The 23662-nt window shown below is 62.5% G+C and carries 24 protein-coding genes and 1 pseudogene; 23 read left to right on the forward strand and 2 right to left on the reverse strand.

Features of this window, described 5'->3' with window-relative positions; genetic code table 11:
- Nucleotides 1-86: 86 nt before the first annotated feature.
- Together GGD40_RS18070 and GGD40_RS18075 are read right to left on the reverse strand one after the other, a co-directional pair.
- A complete protein-coding gene (locus tag GGD40_RS18070; protein ID WP_179744438.1) occupies nucleotides 87-806 on the reverse strand; it encodes an SAM-dependent methyltransferase in 720 nt (239 codons plus the stop codon).
- Nucleotides 807-1421 (reverse strand): Maf-like protein, encoded by a 615-nt coding sequence (locus tag GGD40_RS18075; RefSeq protein WP_179744439.1) that lies wholly within the window; start codon nucleotides 1419-1421, stop codon nucleotides 807-809. It abuts the gene before it with no gap.
- Nucleotides 1422-1655: 234 nt separating this feature from the next.
- Between GGD40_RS18075 and GGD40_RS18080 the strand changes: the two genes are divergently transcribed.
- The 23 genes and pseudogenes from GGD40_RS18080 to GGD40_RS18190 all read left to right on the forward strand — a co-directional run bounded on the left by GGD40_RS18080 (nucleotide 1656) and on the right by GGD40_RS18190 (nucleotide 23637).
- Entirely contained in the window at nucleotides 1656-2300 is a 645-nt protein-coding gene (locus GGD40_RS18080; protein WP_179744440.1) for a DUF177 domain-containing protein, read from the forward strand.
- Nucleotides 2301-2401: 101 nt separating this feature from the next.
- Entirely contained in the window at nucleotides 2402-2581 is a 180-nt protein-coding gene (rpmF, locus tag GGD40_RS18085; protein ID WP_006051932.1) for a 50S ribosomal protein L32, read from the forward strand.
- A 172-nt stretch (nucleotides 2582-2753) separates the two neighbouring features.
- The gene (gene plsX, locus GGD40_RS18090; protein WP_179703516.1) at nucleotides 2754-3860 is read left to right on the forward strand and encodes a phosphate acyltransferase PlsX; all 1107 of its coding nucleotides are present in this window, start codon (nucleotides 2754-2756) and stop codon (nucleotides 3858-3860) included.
- Nucleotides 3860-4849, forward strand: a complete 990-nt coding sequence (locus GGD40_RS18095; RefSeq protein ID WP_179703517.1) for a beta-ketoacyl-ACP synthase III — start codon at nucleotides 3860-3862, stop codon at nucleotides 4847-4849. The genes plsX and GGD40_RS18095 overlap by 1 nt, the downstream gene beginning before the upstream one ends.
- A gap of 88 nt (nucleotides 4850-4937) precedes the next feature.
- Entirely contained in the window at nucleotides 4938-5873 is a 936-nt protein-coding gene (gene fabD / locus GGD40_RS18100; protein ID WP_179703518.1) for an ACP S-malonyltransferase, read from the forward strand.
- A gap of 100 nt (nucleotides 5874-5973) precedes the next feature.
- Complete coding sequence (fabG, locus tag GGD40_RS18105; RefSeq protein ID WP_179703519.1) at nucleotides 5974-6723, forward strand: 3-oxoacyl-ACP reductase FabG; 750 nt, start codon at nucleotides 5974-5976, stop codon at nucleotides 6721-6723.
- Between the two features lie 152 nt (nucleotides 6724-6875).
- The gene (gene acpP / locus GGD40_RS18110; RefSeq protein ID WP_004197638.1) at nucleotides 6876-7115 is read left to right on the forward strand and encodes an acyl carrier protein; all 240 of its coding nucleotides are present in this window, start codon (nucleotides 6876-6878) and stop codon (nucleotides 7113-7115) included.
- Between the two features lie 300 nt (nucleotides 7116-7415).
- Nucleotides 7416-8654 carry a beta-ketoacyl-ACP synthase II gene (fabF, locus tag GGD40_RS18115; RefSeq protein WP_179703520.1) on the forward strand — a complete coding sequence of 413 codons (1239 nt, stop codon included), beginning with the start codon at nucleotides 7416-7418 and terminating at the stop codon, nucleotides 8652-8654.
- Between the two features lie 69 nt (nucleotides 8655-8723).
- On the forward strand, nucleotides 8724-9155 hold the full coding sequence (locus tag GGD40_RS18120) for a protein YgfX (RefSeq protein ID WP_306456583.1): 432 nt from the start codon (nucleotides 8724-8726) through the stop codon (nucleotides 9153-9155).
- A gap of 102 nt (nucleotides 9156-9257) precedes the next feature.
- Complete coding sequence (gene rpoE, locus GGD40_RS18125; RefSeq protein ID WP_035547347.1) at nucleotides 9258-9857, forward strand: RNA polymerase sigma factor RpoE; 600 nt, start codon at nucleotides 9258-9260, stop codon at nucleotides 9855-9857.
- 83 nt (nucleotides 9858-9940) lie between these two features.
- Complete coding sequence (locus tag GGD40_RS18130) at nucleotides 9941-10573, forward strand: sigma-E factor negative regulatory protein (RefSeq protein ID WP_179703522.1); 633 nt, start codon at nucleotides 9941-9943, stop codon at nucleotides 10571-10573.
- A gap of 4 nt (nucleotides 10574-10577) precedes the next feature.
- Nucleotides 10578-11621 carry a MucB/RseB C-terminal domain-containing protein gene (locus GGD40_RS18135; protein ID WP_179744441.1) on the forward strand — a complete coding sequence of 348 codons (1044 nt, stop codon included), beginning with the start codon at nucleotides 10578-10580 and terminating at the stop codon, nucleotides 11619-11621.
- Between the two features lie 35 nt (nucleotides 11622-11656).
- Nucleotides 11657-13183: a DegQ family serine endoprotease gene (locus GGD40_RS18140; RefSeq protein WP_179744442.1), complete on the forward strand. Its 1527-nt coding sequence runs from the start codon at nucleotides 11657-11659 to the stop codon at nucleotides 13181-13183.
- Complete coding sequence (locus GGD40_RS18145) at nucleotides 13180-13452, forward strand: glutaredoxin family protein (RefSeq protein WP_179744443.1); 273 nt, start codon at nucleotides 13180-13182, stop codon at nucleotides 13450-13452. Before GGD40_RS18140 ends, GGD40_RS18145 begins: the two co-directional genes overlap by 4 nt.
- 203 nt (nucleotides 13453-13655) lie before the next feature.
- Nucleotides 13656-15449 carry a translation elongation factor 4 gene (lepA, locus tag GGD40_RS18150; protein WP_179744444.1) on the forward strand — a complete coding sequence of 598 codons (1794 nt, stop codon included), beginning with the start codon at nucleotides 13656-13658 and terminating at the stop codon, nucleotides 15447-15449.
- Between the two features lie 18 nt (nucleotides 15450-15467).
- Complete coding sequence (lepB, locus tag GGD40_RS18155) at nucleotides 15468-16361, forward strand: signal peptidase I (RefSeq protein WP_035547337.1); 894 nt, start codon at nucleotides 15468-15470, stop codon at nucleotides 16359-16361.
- Between the two features lie 174 nt (nucleotides 16362-16535).
- On the forward strand, nucleotides 16536-17657 hold the full coding sequence (rnc, locus tag GGD40_RS18160; RefSeq protein WP_179744445.1) for a ribonuclease III: 1122 nt from the start codon (nucleotides 16536-16538) through the stop codon (nucleotides 17655-17657).
- A 54-nt stretch (nucleotides 17658-17711) separates the two neighbouring features.
- Nucleotides 17712-18611 carry a GTPase Era gene (gene era / locus GGD40_RS18165; RefSeq protein WP_179703528.1) on the forward strand — a complete coding sequence of 300 codons (900 nt, stop codon included), beginning with the start codon at nucleotides 17712-17714 and terminating at the stop codon, nucleotides 18609-18611.
- Nucleotides 18598-19515 (forward strand): DNA repair protein RecO, encoded by a 918-nt coding sequence (gene recO / locus GGD40_RS18170; protein WP_179744446.1) that lies wholly within the window; start codon nucleotides 18598-18600, stop codon nucleotides 19513-19515. The genes era and recO overlap by 14 nt, the downstream gene beginning before the upstream one ends.
- On the forward strand, nucleotides 19512-20276 hold the full coding sequence (pdxJ, locus tag GGD40_RS18175) for a pyridoxine 5'-phosphate synthase (protein WP_179703530.1): 765 nt from the start codon (nucleotides 19512-19514) through the stop codon (nucleotides 20274-20276). The genes recO and pdxJ overlap by 4 nt, the downstream gene beginning before the upstream one ends.
- Nucleotides 20277-20304: 28 nt before the next feature.
- A pseudogene (acpS, locus tag GGD40_RS18180) lies at nucleotides 20305-20718 on the forward strand (holo-ACP synthase); the annotation flags it as partial.
- A 235-nt stretch (nucleotides 20719-20953) separates the two neighbouring features.
- Nucleotides 20954-21991, forward strand: coding sequence for a beta-N-acetylhexosaminidase (nagZ, locus tag GGD40_RS18185; protein WP_179744447.1), 1038 nt, complete (start codon nucleotides 20954-20956; stop codon nucleotides 21989-21991).
- A gap of 143 nt (nucleotides 21992-22134) precedes the next feature.
- Nucleotides 22135-23637, forward strand: coding sequence for an IS1182 family transposase (locus GGD40_RS18190; RefSeq protein ID WP_179707906.1), 1503 nt, complete (start codon nucleotides 22135-22137; stop codon nucleotides 23635-23637).
- Nucleotides 23638-23662 lie beyond the last annotated feature (25 nt).

Raw genomic sequence — 23662 nt, forward strand, 5'->3', positions numbered from 1 at the left:
CCCCGCACGATCGAATGACGATCGTGCGGGGCTTTTTCTTTGTGCCGCGTTTTTGCGGTGAGCGTTGCCGCTTTATCGGTCGCCGATCAAACGGCCAGAATCAGAAAAATAGCCGGCCGCTTGTGCAAATCGAGCGCCGGCTTCTTCTTCCAGTCGGCCACGCTACGACTGGCAATGGTTTCCGTCTCCAGCGTCAGATCGACCGCCACGCAAACCAGCGTGGACGGCGCGCACGTCGCGAGCAACGTGTCCAGCAAGGCGCGATTCCGATACGGCGTCTCGATAAAAATCTGCGTCTGCTTGCCCTTGCGCGACTGCTGCTCCAGGTCACGCAGACGTTTGGCGCGCTCAACGGCGTCGACCGGCAGATAGCCGTGAAACGCAAAACTCTGACCATTGAGCCCCGACGCCATCAGCGCCAGCAAAATCGAACTGGGTCCGACGAACGGCACCACTTTGACGCCGCGTTCATGCGCGCGCCGCACCAGCAGTGCGCCGGGATCCGCGACCGCCGGGCAGCCGGCCTCGGAGACGAGACCCGCGTCGGTGCCGGCCAGCAGCGGCGCGAGCAGCTTGTCGATCTCGCCGGCCGGCGTGTTGACGTTCAGTTCGCGAATCTCGATGTCCTGGATCGGCCGTTCGGTGCCGACCTTTTTCAGGAAAGCGCGAGTCGTTTTCGCGTTTTCGCCGATGTAATACTGAAGCGCCGCCGCGCGAGCCCTGACGGGTGCGGGCAGGACGGCGTCGAGCGCGTCGGCGTCGCCTTCCCCCAAGGTGTTCGGAATCAGGTATAGCGTGCCGCTCATTTATGCCCCCAGAAGTGGATAGCCCGCTGCGAGCAACATGCGCGACAGTGCAATCAATGGCAAGCCGACGAGCGCGGTAGGGTCGTCGGAGTGGATGGCCGCGAGCAAGGCAATGCCGAGCCCTTCGGATTTGGCGCTGCCGGCGACGTCGTACGGCGTTTCGGCGTGCAGATACGCTTCCAGCGAAGCGTCCGGCAAGTCGCGGAATTGCACGCGGGTGATAACGTCGAGCGCTTGCGCCTTGCCCGAGCGGTTGTCGAACAGGCACAGCGCGCTATGAAACAGCACTTCGCGGCCGCGCATCGCCTGTAATTGGGCGAGCGCCTTGTCGTGCGTGCCGGGCTTGCCGATCTGCAGGCCGTCGTAAGTGGCGACCTGGTCGGAGCCGATCACGAGCGCGGCGTCATTCGCGCCGAGCTTGTCGGCCACCGCGCGAGCCTTGGCTTCGGCGAGCCGCAGCGCGGTGACTTCGGGCGTTTCGCCGGCGAGCGGCGTCTCGTCGATGGCGGGCACGACGACGTCGAACGGCACGCGCAGGCGCTCGAGCAACTCGCGACGGTACGGCGAGCTCGACGCCAGAATCAGGCGTGGCGGGCGGTTGAGGGAGTTTGACATGGTCAATCAGCGGCTAGGGAGGGGGGCGTACGGGGTTGCGCGAAATATGCGCAGGTACGGGCTTAAGTGTTTGACTCGAAAAGACAAAACGGATATGATTTCCGGCTTTTCATCGGTGTGCTTGCGCTACGTGGGTCTGGGCGCGTACAACTTGTGTGTACGAATCTCCAAGACTTACTGGCTGTTTGCGAACCGATTTACCCCGGCGAAATCCTTGCCGACGCAGGAGCGCACATGACTCAACATCCTGGCAACCCTGCTGGTCTGTCCGACCCGCACGATCTCGATCTGTTCGAATTTGCGCGGAGTGGGCGTCAGGCCGCGGGTGTCGTGCGCGTCTCGCAACTGCCGCGCATGTTAAACGAAGTCCCGGCAGAAGCGCCAGACCGCGACACCGCGTTCACCTGGCAAGCCGAAGGCACGACGCAGCCGGAATTGCAGGACGACGGCGCCGAGGGTCCGCAGCCTTATTTGAGGTTAGCGATTCACGGCGCCGCTTGGCTCGACTGTCAGCGGTGCATGACGCCGTATTTGCAGGCATTCGACGTCGACGCAACTTATCGGATCGTCAACACTGAGGCGGAAGCCGAAGAGTTTCCGCTCGACGAGGATGAAGTCGAAGTGATCGTGGGTTCGCGCCAGTTCGATCTCATCGACTTGATCGAAGACGAGTTGCTGCTTTCGTTGCCGGTCGTGCCCAAGCACGAAGTCTGTCCTGAAGTGCACGAGAGCCTCGTCTCTGGTGTGGCCGGAGCAGAAGGCGAGGGCGACGAAGCCGAGTCGGACGAAGCTGGCGAGGGCGATGAGCCCGAGCGGCCCAATCCGTTCGCGGCGCTCGAAAGTCTCAAGCGCGGTGAGCCGGACGACAAGAAGCACTAAACAGTTGCGTGGTTGCGCGATGCGGGCGCATTGGCCATTCGGCCAGTGGCGGAGACCCGATCGGGCTGTGTTAGAATTCGGAAAATTTTTAGGAGTTAGTCATGGCAGTTCAGCAAAACAAGAAGTCGCCGTCGAAGCGCGGCATGCACCGTTCGCACGATTTCCTGACGGCAGCGCCGCTGGCCGTGGAGCCGAGCACGGGCGAAGTGCATCTGCGTCACCACGTTAGCCCGAACGGCTACTATCGCGGCAAGAAAGTCGTCAAGACGAAGAACGACTAATCGTTTCACTGCGTTGCGCCCTTTGGCGTTTCGCGTGGCGATCGGCTCGCTTGACATTTTCCCGGCTCGGCAAAAAGGCGGCATTCAACTGCCGCTTTTTTGCGTCGGTCGCACCTGGCGCTTTAGTGCTTTCTGCGATCCCATGCAGGGCGCCTGAAATTCGTCGCATTCCATGACAGTAAAGCTCACGATAGATTGCATGGGAGGCGACCACGGCCCGTCCGTGACCGTTCCCGCTGCCGTTAACTTCGTTCGTTCGCATCCCGACGCGCAACTGCTGCTCGTTGGCATTGAAGGTGCGATTCGTGCGCAGTTGAAGAAGTTGAAGGCGCAAGACCTGCCGGCGCTGACCGTCGTCCCCGCTTCCGAGATCGTCGCCATGGACGATTCGGTTGAAGTCGCGCTGCGCAAGAAAAAAGATTCGTCCATGCGCGTTGCGCTGAACCGCGTCAAGGAAGGCGAGGCGCAAGCCTGCATTTCTGCCGGCAACACCGGCGCGCTGATGGCGGTATCGCGCTACGTGCTGAAAACGCTGTCGGGCATTGAACGCCCGGCCATCGCGTTTGCCATGCCGAATCCCGACGGCTATACGACCATGCTCGACCTGGGCGCTAACGTCGACTGCGAACCGCAGCATCTGCTGCAGTTCGCGGAGATGGGGCACGCCCTCGTGTCGGCGCTCGAAGGCAAGGAGCGGCCCACCATCGGGCTGCTCAACATCGGCGAAGAAGTCATCAAGGGCAACGACACCATCAAGCGTGCCGGCGAACTGTTGCGCGCGAGTACACTCAACTTTCACGGTAACGTGGAAGGCAACGACATCTTCAAGGGCACGGTCGACGTGATCGTCTGCGATGGTTTCGTGGGTAACGTCGCGTTGAAGACGTCGGAAGGCCTCGCGCAGATGCTGAATGACATCATCAAGGAAGAGTTCGGCCGTTCGTGGCTCACCAAGCTGATGGCAGTGCTCGCTTTGCCGGTATTGATGCGTTTCAAGAAGCGTGTGGACCACCGGCAATACAATGGCGCCGCGCTGCTCGGCCTGCGTGGCCTTGTGATAAAAAGTCACGGGTCGGCGGACGCCTACGGGTTTGAGTGGGCTATCAAACGCGGGTATGATGCCGTCAAAAACGGCGTGCTGGAACGCCTTGCGCGAGCAATGGAAGAGAACGCGAGTTCTCTCGAACAGGCAGCGCGCGACGCGAGTGGTGCGGGTCACGCAAGCCCGATCGCAGGCCAGCCGGCCGAGCCCTACGCTGCGCAATCCTCGAAGGCATAATGGCTCAATCGACAATTTATTCCCGCGTGCTGGGCACCGGCAGCTACCTGCCGCCCGGGCGCGTCACCAATCAGGATCTGGCCGAACGTCTCGCCCGCCAGGGCGTCGAGACCAGTGACGAATGGATCGTCGCCCGTACGGGCATCCATGCGCGTCATTTCGCCGAGCCCGATGTCGCGACCAGCGACCTGGCGCTGATCGCCGCACAGCGCGCGATCGAAGCGGCGGACGTCGATCCGCAAACCATCGACCTGATCATCGTCGCCACCTCCACGCCTGACTTCGTGTTTCCGAGCACGGCGTGTCTGTTGCAGAACAAGCTCGGCATCAAGAACCACGGCGCGGCGTTCGACGTGCAAGCGGTCTGTTCCGGCTTCGCCTATGCGGTCGCCACGGCGGACAGCTTCATTCGCAGTGGCCAGCATCGCACAGCACTCGTGATCGGCGCGGAGACTTTCTCGCGCATTCTCGATTTCAAGGACCGCACCACCTGCGTGCTGTTCGGCGATGGCGCCGGCGCGGTGATCCTGCAGGCCTCCGACGAACCAGGCGTGCTGGCTAGTGCCCTGCACGCCGACGGCAGCCATTCGAACATTCTCTGCACGCCGGGTAATGTGAACGGCGGCGTGATCGAAGGCAGCGCGTTTCTGCACATGGACGGCCAGGCAGTGTTCAAGCTCGCCGTCAACGTGCTCGAAAAGGTCGCGGTCGAGGCGCTCGCCAAGGCGAATCTGTCGGCCGAGCAGATCGACTGGTTGATTCCGCACCAGGCCAATATCCGCATCATGCAAAGTACTTGCCGCAAGCTCGGCTTGCCGCAGGAGCGCATGGTCGTCACGGTGGGCGAGCACGGCAATACGTCGGCTGCGTCCATTCCGCTCGCATTCGACGTCGCGGTGCGCGACGGCCGCATCAAGCGCGGCCAGAACGTGCTGATCGAAGGCGTCGGCGGCGGCTTCACGTGGGGCGCGTCGGTCATCCGCTACTGATAGCGGCGCCCGAGCGCGCCGGTGCGATATCGTTCGATGTCCGCGCCGCGCGCCACCCACATCTGACTCAATCGATTTTGGGGACGTTATGAAATTTGCGTTCGTTTTTCCTGGGCAGGGTTCGCAGACGGTCGGCATGCTCAACGCATTCGCCGATCACGCGATCGTGCGCGAGACGGTTCAGGAAGCCTCCGACGCGCTCAATCAGGACCTCGGCAAGCTGATCGCCGAAGGCCCGGTCGAAGATCTGAATCTCACCACCAACACCCAGCCGGTCATGCTGACCGCCGCTTACGCGATTTATCGCGCGTGGCAGCAGGCGGGCGGCCCGCAGCCGGCCATCGTCGCCGGTCATAGCCTCGGCGAATATACGGCGCTGGTTGCGGCCGGTGCGCTCGCGTTTCGTGACGCCGTGCCGCTCGTGCGCTTCCGCGCGCAAGCCATGCAAACCGCGGTGCCGGTCGGCGAAGGTGGCATGGCCGCGATTCTCGGCCTCGACGACGATACGGTGCGCGCGGTGTGCGCCGAAGCGTCGGTTGCGGGTGTCGTCGAAGCGGTCAATTTCAACGCGCCGTCGCAAGTCGTGATCGCGGGCCACAAGGCGGCGGTCGAGAAGGCCTGCGAAGTCGCCAAGGCGAAGGGCGCCAAGCGTGCGTTGCCGCTGCCGGTGTCGGCGCCGTTCCACTCGTCGCTGCTCAAGCCGGCTTCGGACCAACTGCGCGAGTATCTGGCCAGCGTCAACGTGCTGGTGCCGGCGATTCCGGTCATCAATAACGTCGACGTCGCCGTCGTCAACGAACCGGCTCAGATCAAAGACGCGCTGGTGCGCCAGGCAGCGGGTGCGGTGCGCTGGGTCGAAAGCGTGCAGGCTATCGCGGCTCAGGGCGTCACGCATGTGATCGAATGCGGTCCTGGCAAGGTCCTTGCGGGTTTGACCAAGCGTATCGACGGCAATCTGATCGCCGCTTCGGTGTTCGATCCGGCTTCGCTCGAAGAAACGCTCAAGCTCGTGACGGCCGGCTGAACGCCGCTTCGCAGCGTGTCCGGCAACGGGCGTCGAAGCGTGGCATCGGGACACTGCATCAGCAATCAATCAGCCCTCCGAAGGGCATTCGGACTGACAGATGGAAAAGACTCTCGACAAGCAGATCGCAATCGTGACGGGCGCATCGCGCGGCATCGGCCGTGCGATCGCGATGGAACTGGCGCGCCAGGGCGCGACGGTCATCGGCACGGCGACTAGCGAAAGCGGCGCGGCCGCGATCACCGAGGCGTTTAGCGCGGCCGGCGTGAACGGTCGCGGCGCGGTGCTCAACGTCAACGACGCGGCCGCGGCCGAAGCGTTGATCGACGGCACGGTGAAGGAGTTCGGCGCGCTGCACGTGCTGGTGAACAACGCCGGCATCACGCAGGACCAACTGGCCATGCGTATGAAGGATGACGATTGGGACGCGGTGGTCGACACTAACCTCAAGTCGGTCTTCCGTTTGTCGCGCGCGGTGCTACGCCCCATGATGAAGGCGCGGGGTGGCCGCATCATCAACATCACGTCGGTGGTCGGCTCGGCCGGCAACCCGGGGCAGGTCAACTACGCGGCCGCGAAAGCGGGCGTGGCGGGCATGACGCGCGCGCTGGCACGCGAGATCGGCAGCCGCGGTATCACCGTGAATTGCGTCGCGCCGGGCTTCATCGATACCGACATGACCAAGACCTTGCCGGAAGAGCAGCAAACGGCGCTGAAGACGCAAATTCCGCTCGGCCGTCTGGGTAGCCCGGAAGATATCGCGCACGCCGTTGCCTTCCTGGCGTCGCCGCAAGCGGGTTATATCACCGGCACGACGTTGCATGTGAACGGCGGAATGTACATGTCGTAACCAAATTCGGTTACTATCCGCGCCTTGATGCGTTTGCAAAAGCGTAAGGCGCATGCCTTGACAGCAACCCGATGCGCCGCTTTTTTGCCGGGTCAAACCTGATAAAATGCGCGCACCTGTATTTTTGAACTTCTTTTCCCTTTGGAGGGGTAATGGACAATATCGAACAGCGCGTCAAGAAGATCGTCGCAGAACAACTGGGCGTTGCAGAAGCTGAGATCAAGAACGAAGCTTCGTTCGTGAACGACCTCGGCGCCGACTCGCTCGACACCGTTGAACTCGTGATGGCCCTCGAAGACGAATTCGGCATGGAAATTCCGGATGAAGAAGCCGAGAAGATCACTACCGTTCAGCAAGCGATCGACTACGCTCGCGCGAACGTCAAGGCCTAAGGTCATTCGCGCCTGCGTTTCTGCGTTGGTGGCGTATGACGCCCTGCCGTGTCGGTTGCCGACGCCAGCAGGGTTGGCGCTTTTTGCCGTGCAGGAGCCAGCGATGTTGACAGCGCAACTTTTCGCGCGATTGGCGACTTTCAAGAAAACACCGGGCCGCCCCAAGTTTTCTTGCGTTCCCTTCGGGGGGCTGGTGCGAAGCACCAGATTCGGGGGCGGTTAACAGCCACAGGGCATACAGGGCAAGTTCCTGTGGCCGCTGTGGCTTTTGCTTTTGTCATCTATGAAAAAGGGGTTACCGTGAGCCGCCGTCGTGTTGTTGTTACAGGCCTGGGGCTGATTTCGCCTGTTGGCAATAATGTTGCCGACGGCTGGGCCAATCTGGTCGCCGGCAAGTCGGGTATTGCCAATATCACGAAGTTCGATGCGTCGAACTTCTCGACTCGTTTCGCCGGCGAGGTGAAGGGCTTCAATATCGAGGACTACATCCCCGGTAAGGAGGCGCGCCATATGGATACGTTCATCCATTACGGCGTGGCTGCAGGCATCCAGGCGATGCAGGACAGCGGCCTCGAAGTCACCGACGAGAATTCGGAGCGTATCGGCGTGGTGGTCGGTTCGGGCATTGGCGGTCTGCCGATGATCGAAGCCACGCAAACGGAATATGCGAATCGCGGCCCGCGCCGTATTTCGCCGTTCTTCGTGCCGGCGTCGATCATCAACATGATCTCCGGCCATCTGTCGATCAAGTTCGGCATCAAGGGTCCGAATCTGGCGATCGTCACTGCGTGTACCACGGGTCTGCACTGTATCGGCGAGGCTTCGCGCCTGATCGAATACGGTGACGCCGACGTGATGATCGCGGGCGGCGCGGAATCCACCGTGTCGCCGCTGGGTATCGGCGGCTTTGCGGCGGCGCGCGCGCTGTCGCAACGCAATGACGATCCGGCAACGGCGAGCCGTCCGTGGGACAAGGATCGCGACGGTTTCGTGCTGGGTGAGGGCGCCGGCGTGATGGTGCTCGAAGAGTACGAACATGCGAAGGCGCGCGGCGCGAAGATTTACGCCGAAGTCAGCGGCTATGGGATGAGCGGCGACGCCTATCACATGACCGCACCGCTGGAAGACGGTGATGGCGCACGCCGCTGCATGCTGGCCGCGTTGAAGAACGCGGGCATCAATGCCGATCAGGTGAATTACCTGAACGCGCACGGCACCTCCACGCCGCTCGGCGACCTGGCTGAAACGACCGGCATCAAGCGCGCTTTCGGCGATCACGCCAAAGACATGGTCGTGAACTCGACCAAGTCGATGACGGGTCACCTGTTGGGCGGCGCCGGCGGTCTGGAGTCGGTGTTCACCGTGCTGGCCGTGCATCATCAGGTGTCGCCGCCGACGATCAACATCTTCAATCAGGATCCGGCCTGCGATCTGGACTACTGCGCCAACACCGCGCGGGAAATGAAGATCGACGTCGCGCTGAAGAACTCGTTCGGGTTCGGCGGCACGAACGGCACGCTGGTTTTCAAGCGCACGTGATCGTCTGATCGTTTGGTGATACGCCAGTCGACACCGCCGGTTCGTCCGGCGGTTTCCCCCGAATCGGCTATGCCTGACGGAGCGCCGCAACGGATTACGTTGCGGCGCTCTTTTGTTATGCGCGTTGCGTTGGGGGCGTTCATTCTGACTGCGGTGTGGGCTGTTTATGCGTGCGGTGCATCGCATCTCGGCTCAGCGAAGGCCATGCCGTTGACGCTCGCCGTGTGCGCGCTGCTCATCTTTCGGGCGATCAAACACGAGCGGGCGCAGCCCATCGCGCTGAAAATCGGGCCGGGCGGGCTGTCCGTCTGGGACCGCGCTGGGAGTTTGTCCGCGCAAGGGCGTATTGCCGGTTGTGCGCACTGGAGCGACCGCCTGCTGGTTCTGGCGCTCGCCCCGGAGCAGGGGCGCGTACGCACGTTACTGCTGGCCGCCGACGCTCTCCCGCCCTCTGTCTTCCGCGAACTGGCGGTGCTGGGCCGGCGTGCCGCGGGCGCCTGACTGTAACGACTGTAACCGCTGTTACCGGAGTAACGTCCCATGGTTGATGGGGACGCTACAATGGTCCCCCGCCATGCGCCCTAAAGTTAACGGATTTATCAGGTGAGCGAAAAAGAAATTGATCAGGTGCTGGTCGAGCGCGTCCAGAAGGGCGACAAGGCCGCGTTCGAGCTTCTGGTCACCAAATACCACCGCAAGATTCTCCGGCTGATCTCGCGCCTCGTGCGGGACCCCGCCGAAGTGGAAGACGTTGCCCAGGACGCCTTTATCAAGGCGTATCGGGCATTGCCGCAGTTTCGCGGCGATTCGGCCTTTTATACGTGGTTGTACCGAATTGCGGTCAACACGGCAAAGAACTACCTTGCGACCCAAGGGCGGCGCGCGCCGACATCGACCGAAGCAGATGCTGAAGAAGCTGAAACTTTCTCGGACGCGGACCAACTAAGGGATATCAACACGCCCGAGTCGATGTTGATGAGCAAGCAGATCGCTGAGACGGTCAATGCTGCGATGGCGGTTTTACCGGAAGAGTTGCGCACCGCCATTACTCTTCGTGAAATTGAAGGTTTGAGTTACGAGGAAATCGCTGAGATGATGGGTTGCCCAATTGGCACAGTCAGATCACGAATTTTCCGCGCTCGCGAAGCCATTGCGGCAAAATTGCGTCCGTTGCTTGACACACCTGAAGGCAAGCGCTGGTAAACACCAGCCGGGCCGTACGGGGCAAGGGTGCAATATCTGGATTAGTGGTGTCACTACGGGGTATTCGTAAGATGGGGAGCATCATGGGGTCGGTCTCGGTGCAATCGCAAGCTAGCTCGCGCGGCGAGCGTCTGTCCGCTTTTGTCGATGGTGAGTTGTTCGGCGAAGAGCATCTGAATCTGAACGCGTTTCTTTCCGGGCTAAATAGCGAGGATCGCACCGCGTGGTCGAGCTATCACCTGATCGGCGACGCATTGCGTTCCGACGATCTGGCGGTCAGCCCGGCGACGAGCAGCGCGTTCCTCAGCGGTTTCGCCGCGCGTCTCGACAGCGAGCCGCACGTGCTCGCGCCCGCTGCCATGCCGGTTGCGCGCCGTTTGCTGGCGCTGCGCCGTCGTGTGGTGCCTGCCTTTGCGGTGGCGGCGGCCGCCGCTACGTTGACGTGGATCGTCGTGCCCCAACTGCAAGGCGTGCCGGGCGGTTCGGGCGCGGGGCAGTTCGCGTCGGTCCAGTCGCATGGCGACTCGCTGCAACGCGTGGCCATGGCTTCGGTGCCGGCCGCGACGGTTCAGCCGATCGCGCAAGACGCCAATATCATTCGCGACGCCAGTCTCGACCAGTATCTGGAAGCTCACCAGCAATTCGCGCAACAACCGGTCATGCCGGGCTCGATGCCGCTGATTCGCGCTGCCGCAGTTTCTACGCAAGGCCAATAGTTTGATGCAGACTCCGCGGTTGAATAAAACGACTATCTGGGGGCGGCTGCCGGCATTTCTGTTCTGCGCAGCCGTATTGTTGTCCGCTACACCGCGGGTCTTTGCACAAACCGACGATCCGCTCGTCGCCCGTCGCACGGCCGCGGATCTGCTCGATCGCATCCATCAGGCCGCCCAGCAGCAAAACTACGAGGGCGCGTTCGTCTATCAGCGCGGCAATTACGTGCAGACGTCGCGGATCGCGCATTACGCGACCCGCAATGACGGCGAATTCGAGCAGCTCGAAAGCCTCGACGGCAAGCCGCGCAAAATGCTGCGCCATAACGAAGACCTCTACACGTTCGTGCCGGAACGGCATCTGTGCGTGGTCGAGAAGCGTCAGAACAAAGACTCGTTCCCGGCGCTGCTGGCTGTCAGCGGCGAACAGGTGCTGTCGGTGTATGAGCCGAAGCTGCTGGGCGACGACCGCGTCGCGGGCGTCGACAGTCAGGTGATCGAGCTTGATCCTAAAGACGCCTATCGCTTTGCGTACAAGCTGTGGGCCGACAAGAAGACCGGCCTGTTGCTGCGCGCGCAGACCCTCGACCCGAACGGGCAGGTGCTCGAACAACTATCGTTCTCGCAGATTCGCATCGGCGTGCCGATGGATAAGGCCGGGATCGTCAACGGCATTCGTAATCTGGCTGGGTGGACCGTGGTGCGTCCGCCAGTCGAGCCGGTCGACATGGCCGCGCAAGGCTGGCAGATCACGCCGACGGTGCCGGGCTTCCGCAAGATTCGTGAATTGCGCCGCCCCATGGCCGCACGCGACGCGGGCCAGCCGACCATTCCGGTGGATCAGGCGGTTTTCTCCGACGGCCTCGCGGCCATTTCGGTGTTCGTCGAGCCGGTTGAGAACAACACGCGCAAGGAAGGCGCGGGCAGTAGCGGCGCCACCCATGTACTGGTGAAGCGCCGTGGCGACTTCTGGATTACTCTGCTTGGTGAAGTGCCCCAGACCACATTGCAGCAATTTGCGTCTGCCATAGAATACAAAGCTCCGAAGTAATCCTCCGAATCCTGAATCCCTCGGCTTGCTACGATATGACGACTTTCTCGGTGCGCAAATTCCTCGCGGCCGCGGTAGTGGCGGCGTGTTTGCCGCTCATGCCGCACACGGCGTCGGCGGCTCCTGCCGCGGCCAATCTGCCCGACTTCACTGATCTCGTCGACAAGGTCGGTCCGGCGGTCGTCAACATTCGCACGACCACGCGCGTGTCCAATAGCAGCGGCGCCCGCGGCGGTTTGCCGCCGGGTATGGACGACGGCGATATGTCGGAGTTCTTCCGCCGCTTCTTCGGCATTCCGTTGCCGCAGTCCCCGCAGTCCCCGCAATCGCCGGGTTCGCCGCGCGGTGGCGATAACGGTGGTAGCGGCGGGAGCCAGGACACGCCGGATAACACCGATCCGGAACAGAACAGCGGCGTCGGCTCGGGCTTCATCCTGTCGGCGGACGGCTATGTGATGACCAACGCGCACGTCGTCGACGACGCGGACACCATCTACGTCACGCTTACCGACAAGCGCGAATTCAAGGCCAAGCTGATCGGCGTGGACGATCGGACCGACGTCGCCGTCGTCAAGATCAGCGCCGCCAATTTGCCGACCATCACGATCGGCGATTCGAACAAGGTTCGCGTCGGCGAGTGGGTCGTCGCGATCGGCTCGCCGTTCGGTCTCGAGAACACGGTGACGGCCGGTATCGTCAGCGCCAAGGGGCGCGATACGGGCGACTATCTGCCGTTCATCCAGACCGACGTGGCTGTCAATCCGGGCAACTCGGGCGGTCCGCTGATCAACATGCAAGGCGAAGTGATCGGCATCAACTCGCAGATCTACAGCCGTACTGGCGGTTTCATGGGCATTTCGTTCGCGATTCCGATCGACGAGGCGATGCGCGTGGCCGACCAGTTGAAAACGTCGGGCAAGGTGGTGCGCGGCCGGATCGCGGTGGCGATCGGTGAAGTGACCAAAGACGTGGCCGATTCGCTCGGACTGCCGAAGGCGCAGGGCGCGCTGGTCAGCAGTGTCGAGCCGGGCGGCCCAGCGGACAAGGCGGGCGTGCAGCCGGGCGACATCATCCTGAAGTTCAACGGCCATTCGGTGGATACGGCAACGGATCTGCCGCGCATGGTCGGCGATACGAAGCCGGGCACCAAATCGACGATCACGATCTGGCGCAAGGGTCAGACGCGCGACCTGCCGGTCACGATCGCCGAAATGCAGCCGGACAAGACCACCAAGGCGGATCAGAAGAAGCCGCAGCCGCCTAAACAGCGCGCGACCAACGTGCTGGGTCTGGCCGTCAGCGATATCCCGGCCGACCAGTTGAAGTCGCTGAAGCTGCACAACGGCGTGCAGGTCGATGCGGCTGACGGTCCGGCCGCGCGCGTCGGCCTGCAGAAGGGCGACATCGTTCTGCGGGTGGGCGATACGGACATCACGAGCGCGAAGCAGTTCGACGATCTGAGCGCGCACCTCGATCCGTCGAAGATGGTCGCGCTGCTGGTTCGTCGCGGCGAGAACACTCAGTTCGTGCCGGTCCGTCCCCGAAGCAGCACCCAGAAATGACGAAGGCGGCGCTACTCACGCTCTACGGGCGCGCGTGGTGCCACCTGTGCGACGACATGCGCGTCGCGCTCGAGCCGTTCCTGGCCGAGTTCGGGGCGCAGGTGGAAGTCGTTGATGTTGACAGCGATCCGGTGCTGGAAGCGCGTTACAACGAACTGGTGCCGGTTCTGCTCTGCGATGGCGTCGAACTGTGCCACTATCACCTCGACGTCACACGGGTTCGCGAGGCGCTGGCCGCAAGAATCACGCGCACGGCAGCGACCCCCTGAGTTCGCTCAGGGCTTCAAACAGGGCGCCAACGGGCGCCATTCACACCAGGCTTCACGTCTCTCTCAAGCCGTCTTTTCCGCCCGGACCTCGCAAGATGCGCCGGGCGATAGCCTTTTCGGCTAAAATAGATAGGTTTTTCACCTACTTACAAGGCGTGCTCCGCTATTGTCCGAGCGCGCCTTTTTCGCTTGATCGGTACTGAATGGATCATATTCGTAACTTCTCGATCATTGCGCACATCGACCATGGCAAGTCGACGCTCGCCGATCGCATCATCCAGATTTGCGGCGGCCTGTCCGACCGCGAGATGGAATCCCAAGTGCTCGACTCGATGGATCTCGAGCGCGAGCGCGGCATTACCATCAAGGCACAAACCGCCGCACTGACTTACAAGGCACGTGACGGTCAGGTCTATAACCTGAACATGATCGACACGCCGGGCCACGTCGACTTCTCGTATGAAGTCAGCCGCTCGCTGTCCGCGTGCGAAGGCGCGCTGCTGGTCGTCGACGCGAGCCAGGGCGTGGAGGCGCAGACCGTCGCCAACTGCTACACGGCAATCGAACTCGGCGTCGACGTGATTCCGGTGTTGAACAAGATCGACTTGCCGGCCGCGAACCCCGAAAACGCGATCGCTGAGATCGAAGACGTGATCGGGATCGACGCGACGGACGCCACGCATTGCAGCGCAAAGACCGGTCTCGGCGTCGAAGACGTGCTCGAAGCGTTGATCCTGAAAGTGCCGGCGCCCAAGGGCGATCCGGAAGCGCCGCTGCAGGCGCTGATCATCGACTCGTGGTTCGACAACTACGTCGGCGTCGTGATGCTGGTGCGTATCGTCAACGGCACGCTGCGTCCGAAAGACAAGATCCGCATGATGGCGACCGGCGCGCAGTACCCGGTCGAGCATATCGGCGTGTTCACACCGAAGTCGAAGAATCTCGAATCGTTGTCGGCCGGGCAGGTGGGCTTCATCATCGCCGGCATCAAGGAATTGGCCGCGGCGAAGGTGGGCGACACCGTCACGCTGGTGAACCGTCCGGCGGCTGAAGCGCTGCCCGGTTTCAAGGAAGTGAAGCCGCAGGTGTTCGCCGGCCTCTATCCGGTCGAAGCCAACCAGTACGACGCGCTGCGCGACTCGCTCGAAAAGCTCAAGCTGAACGACGCGTCGCTGCAGTACGAGCCGGAAGTGTCACAGGCGCTCGGTTTCGGTTTCCGTTGCGGCTTCCTCGGGCTGCTGCATATGGAGATCGTGCAGGAACGTCTCGAGCGTGAGTTCGACATGGACCTGATCACCACGGCGCCGACGGTGGTGTACGAAGTCCTGCAACGCGACAACACGATCCTGATGGTCGAAAATCCGGCCAAGATGCCGGAGCCGTCCAAGATCGAAGAAGTGCGCGAGCCGATCGTCACCGTGAATCTGTACATGCCGCAAGACTACGTCGGCTCGGTGATCACGCTGTGCACGCAAAAGCGCGGCAATCAGATCAACATGCAATACCACGGCCGTCAGGTTCAGCTCACGTACGAAATCCCGATGGGCGAAGTCGTGCTCGATTTCTTCGATCGTCTGAAGTCGATTTCGCGCGGCTATGCGTCGATGGATTACGAGTTCAAGGAATACCGCGCGGCGGATGTCGTGAAGGTCGACATGCTGATCAACGGCGACAAGGTGGACGCGCTGTCGGTCATCGTGCACCGTTCGCAAAGCCAGTATCGCGGCCGCGAAGTGGCGGCGAAAATGCGCGAGCTGATTCCGCGGCAAATGTACGACGTGGCAATTCAGGCCACCATCGGCGCGAACATTATTGCGCGCGAAAACATTAAAGCGTTGCGTAAGAACGTGCTGGCAAAATGCTACGGCGGCGATATCTCCCGTAAGAAGAAGCTGCTGGAAAAGCAAAAGGCAGGCAAGAAGCGAATGAAGCAGGTGGGCTCGGTCGAGATTCCGCAAGAAGCTTTCCTCGCGATTCTGCGTGTCGAAGACAAATAAGACGAACAACGGAACTCTATGAATTTTGCGCTGATTCTTTTTGTGCTCGTCATCTTGACGGGCGTCGCATGGGTCGCAGACAAACTGGTTTTCCTGCCGCAACGGCGCCGCGCGGCGGAGGCCGTGGTCGCCGAGTTCGACCGCCAGCAGGCACGCGTCGGCGAGCGTTTCGCCGACGAAAACGCGGCGCAAACGCGCGCCCGTCTGCGTGACGACAAGCTGCGTCAGCCGTGGTGGCTCGAGTATTCGGCGAGCTTCTTCCCGGTGATCCTGGTGGTGTTCGTGGTGCGCTCGTTCGTGGTCGAGCCATTCAAGATTCCGTCGGGTTCGATGGTGCCGACGCTGCTGGTGGGCGACTTCATCCTCGTCAATAAATTCGAATACGGCATTCGCCTGCCGATCACCAACACGAAGATCACCGAAGGCCGTCCGCTCGAACGCGGCGACGTGGTGGTGTTCCGCTATCCGAAAGACGAATCGGTCGACTACATCAAGCGCGTGATCGGCCTGCCGGGCGACACGATCGCTTATCAAGACAAGCAGTTGACGATCAACGGCAAGCCGGTGCCGGAAACGGCGCTGCCCGATTACCTCGACGACGAACGCATGGGCTATGCGAAGCAGTTCGAAGAAGATCTGGGCGGCCGCAAGAACGCGATTCTGAACAATCCCGCGGTGCCGCCGTTCATCGTCGGTGCGGAAGATTATCCGTATCGCGATAACTGCACGTACAACGCACGCGGCGTGATCTGCAAGGTGCCGCCAGGTAATTACTTCATGATGGGCGACAACCGCGACAACAGCGCGGACAGCCGGTACTGGGGTTTTGCGCCGGACAAGAATGTCGTCGGCCGCGCGTTTTTCATCTGGATGAATTTCAGCAATCTGAAACGCATCGGCTCATTCCACTGAGTTCGCCTGCAGCGATTGCACAGCACGCCGCGCGCGTGACCCCACTGAGGTCAGGTTAGTCGCGGCGTGTTATCACGCTACTTTAAGAACACGCGGTAACGTCGCTTCACCACGCTTTTTCCGCAGGCCGCCCCGCGTTTTCGCCGGGTCTGGCGCCCGCGTTATACTCTGCCCATGCCCCTATCTCCGTTGGAAAGCCGTCTGCGCTACGAATTTCGCAATGCGGAATTGTTGCGCCAGGCTTTAACGCACCGCAGTCATAGCTCCACGCATAACGAACGGCTCGAGTTTCTCGGCGATTCCGTCCTAAATTGCGCGGTGGCTGCGCTTTTGTTCCAACGTTTCAGCAAATTGGACGAAGGCGATCTGTCGCGCGTTCGTGCCAATCTGGTCAAACAGCAGTCGCTTTACGAAATTGCTCAGGCCCTGAATATCTCCGAAGGCCTCCGGCTGGGCGAAGGCGAGTTGCGCAGCGGCGGCTTCCGCCGGCCCTCGATCCTCGCTGACACGCTCGAAGCAGTGCTGGGGGCGGTGTTCCTCGACGGTGGCTTTGACGCCGCCCAGACGGTCATCAAGCGCCTTTACGTGCCGATTCTGGATCACATCGACCCGCGCACGCTCGGCAAAGATTCCAAAACGCTGCTGCAGGAGTACCTGCAAGGTCACAAGATCGCACTGCCCACCTACACGGTGGTCGCAACGCATGGTGCGGCGCACAATCAGCAATTCGAAGTCGAATGTACGGTGCCCAAGCTGGACGTGAAGGTGTCCGGTTCCGGCGCGAGCCGCCGCGCGGCCGAGCAGGCGGCGGCCAAGAAGGCGCTTGACGAAGTGATGGCCGCGGCGCCGGCTGTGGTCGCCAAGCCGAAGCGCTCGAAGAGCGCTCGCGCGGCAAAGAACGCTGAGCCGGAGATCGTGCCTGGCGTGACCGGCGTGCAGGCCGCGCTGGATTTGCGCAGTCCGGACCGTAAGAGTGAACGCGGCCTCGGTCGAGGCGAGATTCGTGCGGCGTTCGCAGCGGAATCCGCCGCGGAACGGGCAGCGTCGACCGTTGCGGCCGCGCCTCTCGCAGTGATTCGTGCCTCGCACGTCGAATACAGCGGGCAGGACCGGACTGAACGCGCCGACAAAGCCGACAAAGCGGATAAAGCGGAACGGGCGGATAAAGCCCAAGCCCCGGCCCACTCAGCTACACCCGGTGCAGCCGCCGCCACTCCGAGCGCACCGGCATCTACCGAACACGAACCCGGCGTAGCCGACGCGGTGCATACCCGCGTCGCCGATGCGGGCCATTGATTGCCGTCGGCGCGCCGATCCCGCGCGCCGATCTGAACTAGCCGTAGCCTGAATATGAACGCTCCCACACCCACTGGTTTTCGTTGCGGCATGGTCGCGATCGTCGGCCGTCCGAACGTCGGTAAATCCACGCTGATGAACGCGCTGGTCGGCCAGAAAGTCAGTATCACGTCACGCAAGGCGCAGACCACGCGCCATCGCATCACAGGCATTCATACGCTGGACGATGCGCAGTACATTTTCGTCGACACGCCCGGTTTCCAGACCAAGCACAGCGGCGCCCTGAACCGTTCGCTGAATCGCGCGGTGACGTCCACGCTGACCTCGGTGGATGCGATCCTGTTCGTGATCGAAGCCGGCCGTTTCGGTCCCGACGACCAGAAGGTGCTCGACCTGATCCCGCCGTCGGTGCCGACGCTGCTGATCGCGAACAAGCTCGATCGCGTGTCCGATAAAGCCTCGCTGTTCCCGTTCATGCAGGAGATCAGCGCGCTGCACAAGTTCGCCGAGATCGTGCCGCTGTCGGCCAAGCACGTCGACGACGTCAAGCGTCTGATGGCGACGGTCAAACCGTTCCTGCCGGAAGGCCAGCCGATCTATGGCGAAGACGACCTGACCGATCGCAGCGAGCGCTTCCTCGCGGCCGAAATCCTGCGTGAAAAAGTGTTCCGCTGGACCGGCGACGAGTTGCCGTACACCAGCACCGTGCTGATCGAGAAGTTTGAAACCGAAGGCCGTCTGCGCCGCATCTTCGCGACCATCATGGTCGACCGCGATACGCACAAGGCCATGATCATCGGCCAGAAGGGCGCGAAGCTGAAGCAGATCAGCACCGAAGCGCGCCTCGACATGGAACGGTTGTTCGACGGCCCGGTGTATCTGGAAACCTTCATCAAGGTGAAGAGCGGCTGGGCCGACAACGAAGCCGGACTTCGCGCGTATGGGTACGAATGACGCGTGGATGACGCTGAATTCCGCGGGCGAGCCGGACGATTCGGAGCCGGCCGCACCCGCACGCGAGCCCGCGAGGCCCGCGCGTAGCACCAGAAAATCTTCCAGTAAAAGCAGCCAGGGCAGCGAGGGCGAACCGCACAAGGCGGCGAGCTCTTCGCCGGCGCGCCGTGCGCCGCGCACCTCCGCATCCGACTACCGGATCTCGGAACAACCCGCCTTCGTTCTACATAGCTATCCGTACAGCGAGACCAGTCTGATCATCGACGTGCTGTCGCGCGATCACGGCCGTCTCGCGCTGGTCGCGAAGGGCGCGAAGCGTCCGCACTCGGCGTTGCGCGGCGTCTTGCAGACGTTTCAGCCGCTCGCGCTGTCGTGGTCCGGCAAATCCGAAGTGCGCACGCTGACCGGCGCCGAGTGGGTCGGCGGCATGTTGCCGTTGTGCGGCGGCGCGCTGCTGTGCGGCTTCTACGTCAACGAACTGCTGGTCAAGTTCTGCGCGCGCGAAGACCCGCATCCGCAACTGTTCCATCACTACGTTGTCACCATGACGCGTCTCGCGCACGACGAACCGCCCGTGCAGGTGCTGCGTTCGTTCGAGCGCGTGCTGCTGCGCGAAACCGGTTACGCGATGGCGCTGAATCGCACCGTCGCGCGTAAAGCCGTGGTGGCCGAAGGCCGCTACGTGTTCGATCCGGAGCGCGGCGTGCGCGAAGCCTCCGACGATCTGCCCGCGCAGTGGCCCGTGGTTTCAGGGCAGACCTTGCTCGACATGGAGCAGGACGATTACCATCGTGCGCAGACCGTGGCGCAAAGCAAAACGCTGATGCGCTTTCTGCTCAACACTTACCTTGGCGGCACGCCGCTCGCGACGCGCCAGATCCTGATCGACTTGCAGAACTTATGAGCTTCTTTCTTACGTCGCCGAACGTCATTGACCTGGGCGTGAATATCGATCACGTCGCCACGCTGCGCAACGCGCGCGGCACGTCCTATCCCGATCCGATCCGTGCCGCGTTGATGGCCGAAGAGGCGGGCGCCGACGTCATCACGCTGCATCTGCGTGAAGACCGCCGCCATATCGTCGACGCCGACGTGCGCAAGCTGCGTCCGCTGCTGAAAACGCGCATGAACCTCGAATGCGCGGTCACCCAGGAGATGCTCGACATCGCCTGTGAAGTGCAGCCGCACGACACCTGCCTCGTGCCCGAAAAGCGCGAGGAACTGACCACGGAAGGCGGCCTCGACGTCGCCGGCCAGTTCGAAGCGGTGCGTGCCGCGTGCAAGCAGCTCGCGGAAGTGAACTCGCGGGTGTCGCTCTTCATCGACCCGGACGAAACGCAGATTCGCGCGGCGCACGAAGCCGGCGCGCCGGTGATCGAACTGCACACCGGCCGTTACGCGGAAGCGCACGATCCCGCCGAACAGCAGCGCGAATTCGAGCGCGTGGTTCGCGCGGTGGAATTCGGCGCGACGCTCGGCATCAAGGTGAACGCGGGCCACGGCCTGCACTACACGAACGTGCAACAGATCGCGGCGATCGAAGGCATCGACGAATTGAATATCGGCCACTCGATCGTGGCGCATGCGATCTTCGCCGGCTGGGACAACGCGGTGCGCGAGATGAAGGCGATCATGGTCGCCGCGCGTCTCGGCGCGCGCGCGTAATGCGGCAGATTCGGCGACGGCACCGCACATGACGATCTACGGCATCGGCACGGATATCGTTCAGGTTAGCCGCGTGGCTGCGGTCATGACGCGCACCAACGGCCGCTTTGCCGAGAAGGTGCTGGGGCCGGACGAACTGCGCGTTTATCACGCGCGTCAGGCCCGGTCGGCGGCGCGCGGTCTCGCGTTTCTCGCCACGCGGTTCTCGGCGAAAGAAGCGTTCTCGAAAGCGATTGGCCTGGGTATGCGTTGGCCGATGACCTGGCGTGCGCTGCAAACGCTCAACAAGCCGAGCGGCGAGCCGATGGTGGTGGCCTCCGGCGAGCTGGCCGAATGGCTCGACGCGCGCGGCATCACGGCGCGCGTGACGATCAGCGACGAGCGGGATTACGCGGTGTCGTTCGTGATTGCGGAAACCGGGCAGGAGAGCGGGACGATGCAAACGGAAACGCAAGCGGCACCGGCTGCTCAAACGCAAGTGCAGACGCAACCGCAACCGCCAACTCAAACCCAACCGCCAACTCAAACCCAACCGCCAACTCAAACCCAACCGCCCCCGTCGACCCCAACGCCGGACGCTCCGCACGCTCCCGCCACCGACGAATAAAAATTACTTTGAACGCGGCCTGCATGGGCCGCGTCTCTCTTTGTCTCAAGCTTTTTTCTAGCGGAATTCGATGAAAACCACTCCCGGACCGGTGATGCTCGACGTGGTCGGCAAAACGCTGAACGACGACGACAAGCGCCGCCTTGCCCATCCGATGACAGGTGGCGTGATCCTGTTCGCGCGCCACTACGAGAGCCGCGCGCAGTTGCTCGCGCTGACCGCCGCGATCCGCGACGTGAGCCCGGATCTGCTGATCGCCGTCGACCACGAAGGCGGCCGCGTCCAGCGCTTTCGCACCGACGGCTTCACCGTATTGCCGTCGATGGGCAAGCTCGGCACGTTGTGGGACAGCGACGTGCTGCATGCCACCAAGGTCACGACCGCAGTCGGTTATATCCTCGCGGCGGAGCTGCGTGCGTGCGACATCGACATGAGCTTCACGCCCGTGCTCGATCTGAACTACGGGCAGTCGCAGGTGATCGGCGATCGCTCGTTTCATCGCGATCCGCGCGTGGTGACGCTGCTGGCCAAGAGCCTCAACCACGGCCTCGCGCTCGCCGGCATGAGCAATTGCGGCAAGCATTTTCCGGGGCACGGTTTCGCGCAAGCGGATTCGCACGTCGCGATGCCGGTCGACGACCGTTCGCTCGAAGACATCCTGCGCGACGACGTGGCGCCGTACGACTGGCTCGATTTGTCGCTGGGATCGGTGCTGCCCGCGCACGTGGTGTATCCGCAGGTCGATTCAAAGCCGGCGGGGTTTTCTCGCGTGTGGCTGCAGGATATTCTGCGTAACAAGCTGCGCTTCGAGGGCGCGATTTTCAGCGACGATCTGTCGATGGAAGCCGCGCGCCAGGGCGGCACGCTGACCGAAGGCGCCACGGCCGCATTGCAGGCCGGTTGCGACATGGTGCTGATCTGCAATCAGCCCGATGAAGCGGAGAAGGTGCTGGACGCGCTGCGCTTCACGCCGGCGAAGGAATCGCAGCAGCGCCTGAAGCGCATGCGGCCGCGCGGCAAGGCGCTGAAGTGGAGCAAGCTGGTCGCCGAGCCGCAGTATCTGCAAGCGCAGGCGTTGTTGCGCAGTGCGTTTGCCGGATCGGCTTGAGGTCGGTTCGCGCGGGGCATCGACTGCCTGAGCATTAGCAGCGCGATAAAGAAAACGGCGCCTTCAATTGAAGGCGCCGCAGACTGCTGACAAAGTACCCCCAAAGCCTGGCCTTGCGTCGGGCTTTGTCGTTTAATTGGGGCATGCTGAAGACACCGACGCCCATGCAGCACGAACTCGAGATGGTGACGCTCGAGGAACTCGTGCCGAAGGACCACCTGCTGCGCCAGATCGACGCGGCGGTGGATTTCGAATTCATCCGTGAGAAGGTGGCGCACCTGTATTGCGCGGACAACGGGCGCCCAGCGCTCGATCCGGTGGTGATGTTCAAATTGCTGTTCATCGGCTACCTGTTCGGGGTACGCAGTGAGCGCCAGCTCATGCGCGAGGTGCAGGTCAACGTGGCCTACCGGTGGTTTGCACGCTTTCGGCTCACGGACCGGGTGCCTGACGCCTCGACGTTCTCGCAGAACCGGCGACGGCGCTTCACCGACACGACGGTCTACCAGGAGATCTTCGACGCAATCGTGCAGCAGGCGATCGGGCGCGGCATGGTCGAGGGACGGGTGCTCTACACCGACAGCACCCACCTGAAGGCGAACGCCAACAAGCGCAAGTTTGATCTGGTGCAGCTCGAACAGGCGCCTTCGGCTTATCTGGCGGCGCTGGACGCTGCGGTCGATGCGGACCGGGCAGCGCACGATAAGAAGCCGCTGCGGCGCGACGAACGCAAAGGCCCCGACGACGATGAGGGCTCGAGGTCGGCTGCCACACCGGAGCGCAAGGAAACGAAGGTCAGCCGCACCGACCCGGACAGCGGCTACATGGTGCGCGACGACAAGCCCACGGGCTTCTTCTACCTGGATCACCGCACGGTCGATGCGCGCTATTCAATCGTCACCGACACGCATGTGACACCCGCCTCGGTGCACGACAGCCAGCCGTATCTGGCGCGGCTGGACCGGCAGCGCGAACGCTTTGGCTTCCAGGTGCAGGCGGTGGGGCTGGATGCGGGCTACTTCACGCCGGCAATCTGCCAGGGGCTGGAGGATCGCGGCATTGAGGGCGTGATGGGCTACCGCACGCCGAATCACAAGCCCGGGTTCTTCTACAAACGCGAGTTCAGATACAGCCGGTATCGCGAGGAATACACGTGCCCACGCGGGCAGGTACTGCGCTACAGCACGACAAACCGCGCGGGCTATCAGGAGTTCAGGTCCGATCCGTCGCGCTGCGGCACCTGTGAGGCGCGCGGCCAATGCACGACGAGCGCAAACCATGTGAAGGTGGTCATCCGGCACGTATGGGAGCGCGCGAAGGAGCGCGTCGATGCGCGTCGCCTGACCGACTGGGGCAAGGCGATCTACAAACGGCGCAAGGAAACGGTGGAGCGCAGCTTCGCGGATGCCAAGCAGCTGCATGGGCATCGCTACGCGAGGATGCGCGGGCTGCGCAAGGTGGCCGAGCAGTGCCTGCTCGGCGCTGCGGCGCAGAACATCAAGAAGATCGCGCTGCTGGTGGCACGCCTGCGGGCGTGTTTATGCGTGCGCCAGCGGCCCGGCAATCGCCTGCAGTGGCTCATCGCTGCACTTCTGGCCCGTTTCAACCGCCACGTCGTGCTTCACTGCCAGATTTGCTTTGCCTGAAAAACAAAACCCCACGCTCCGAAAA

The sequence above is a fragment of the Paraburkholderia bryophila genome (assembly GCF_013409255.1).
Lineage (GTDB): Bacteria > Pseudomonadota > Gammaproteobacteria > Burkholderiales > Burkholderiaceae > Paraburkholderia.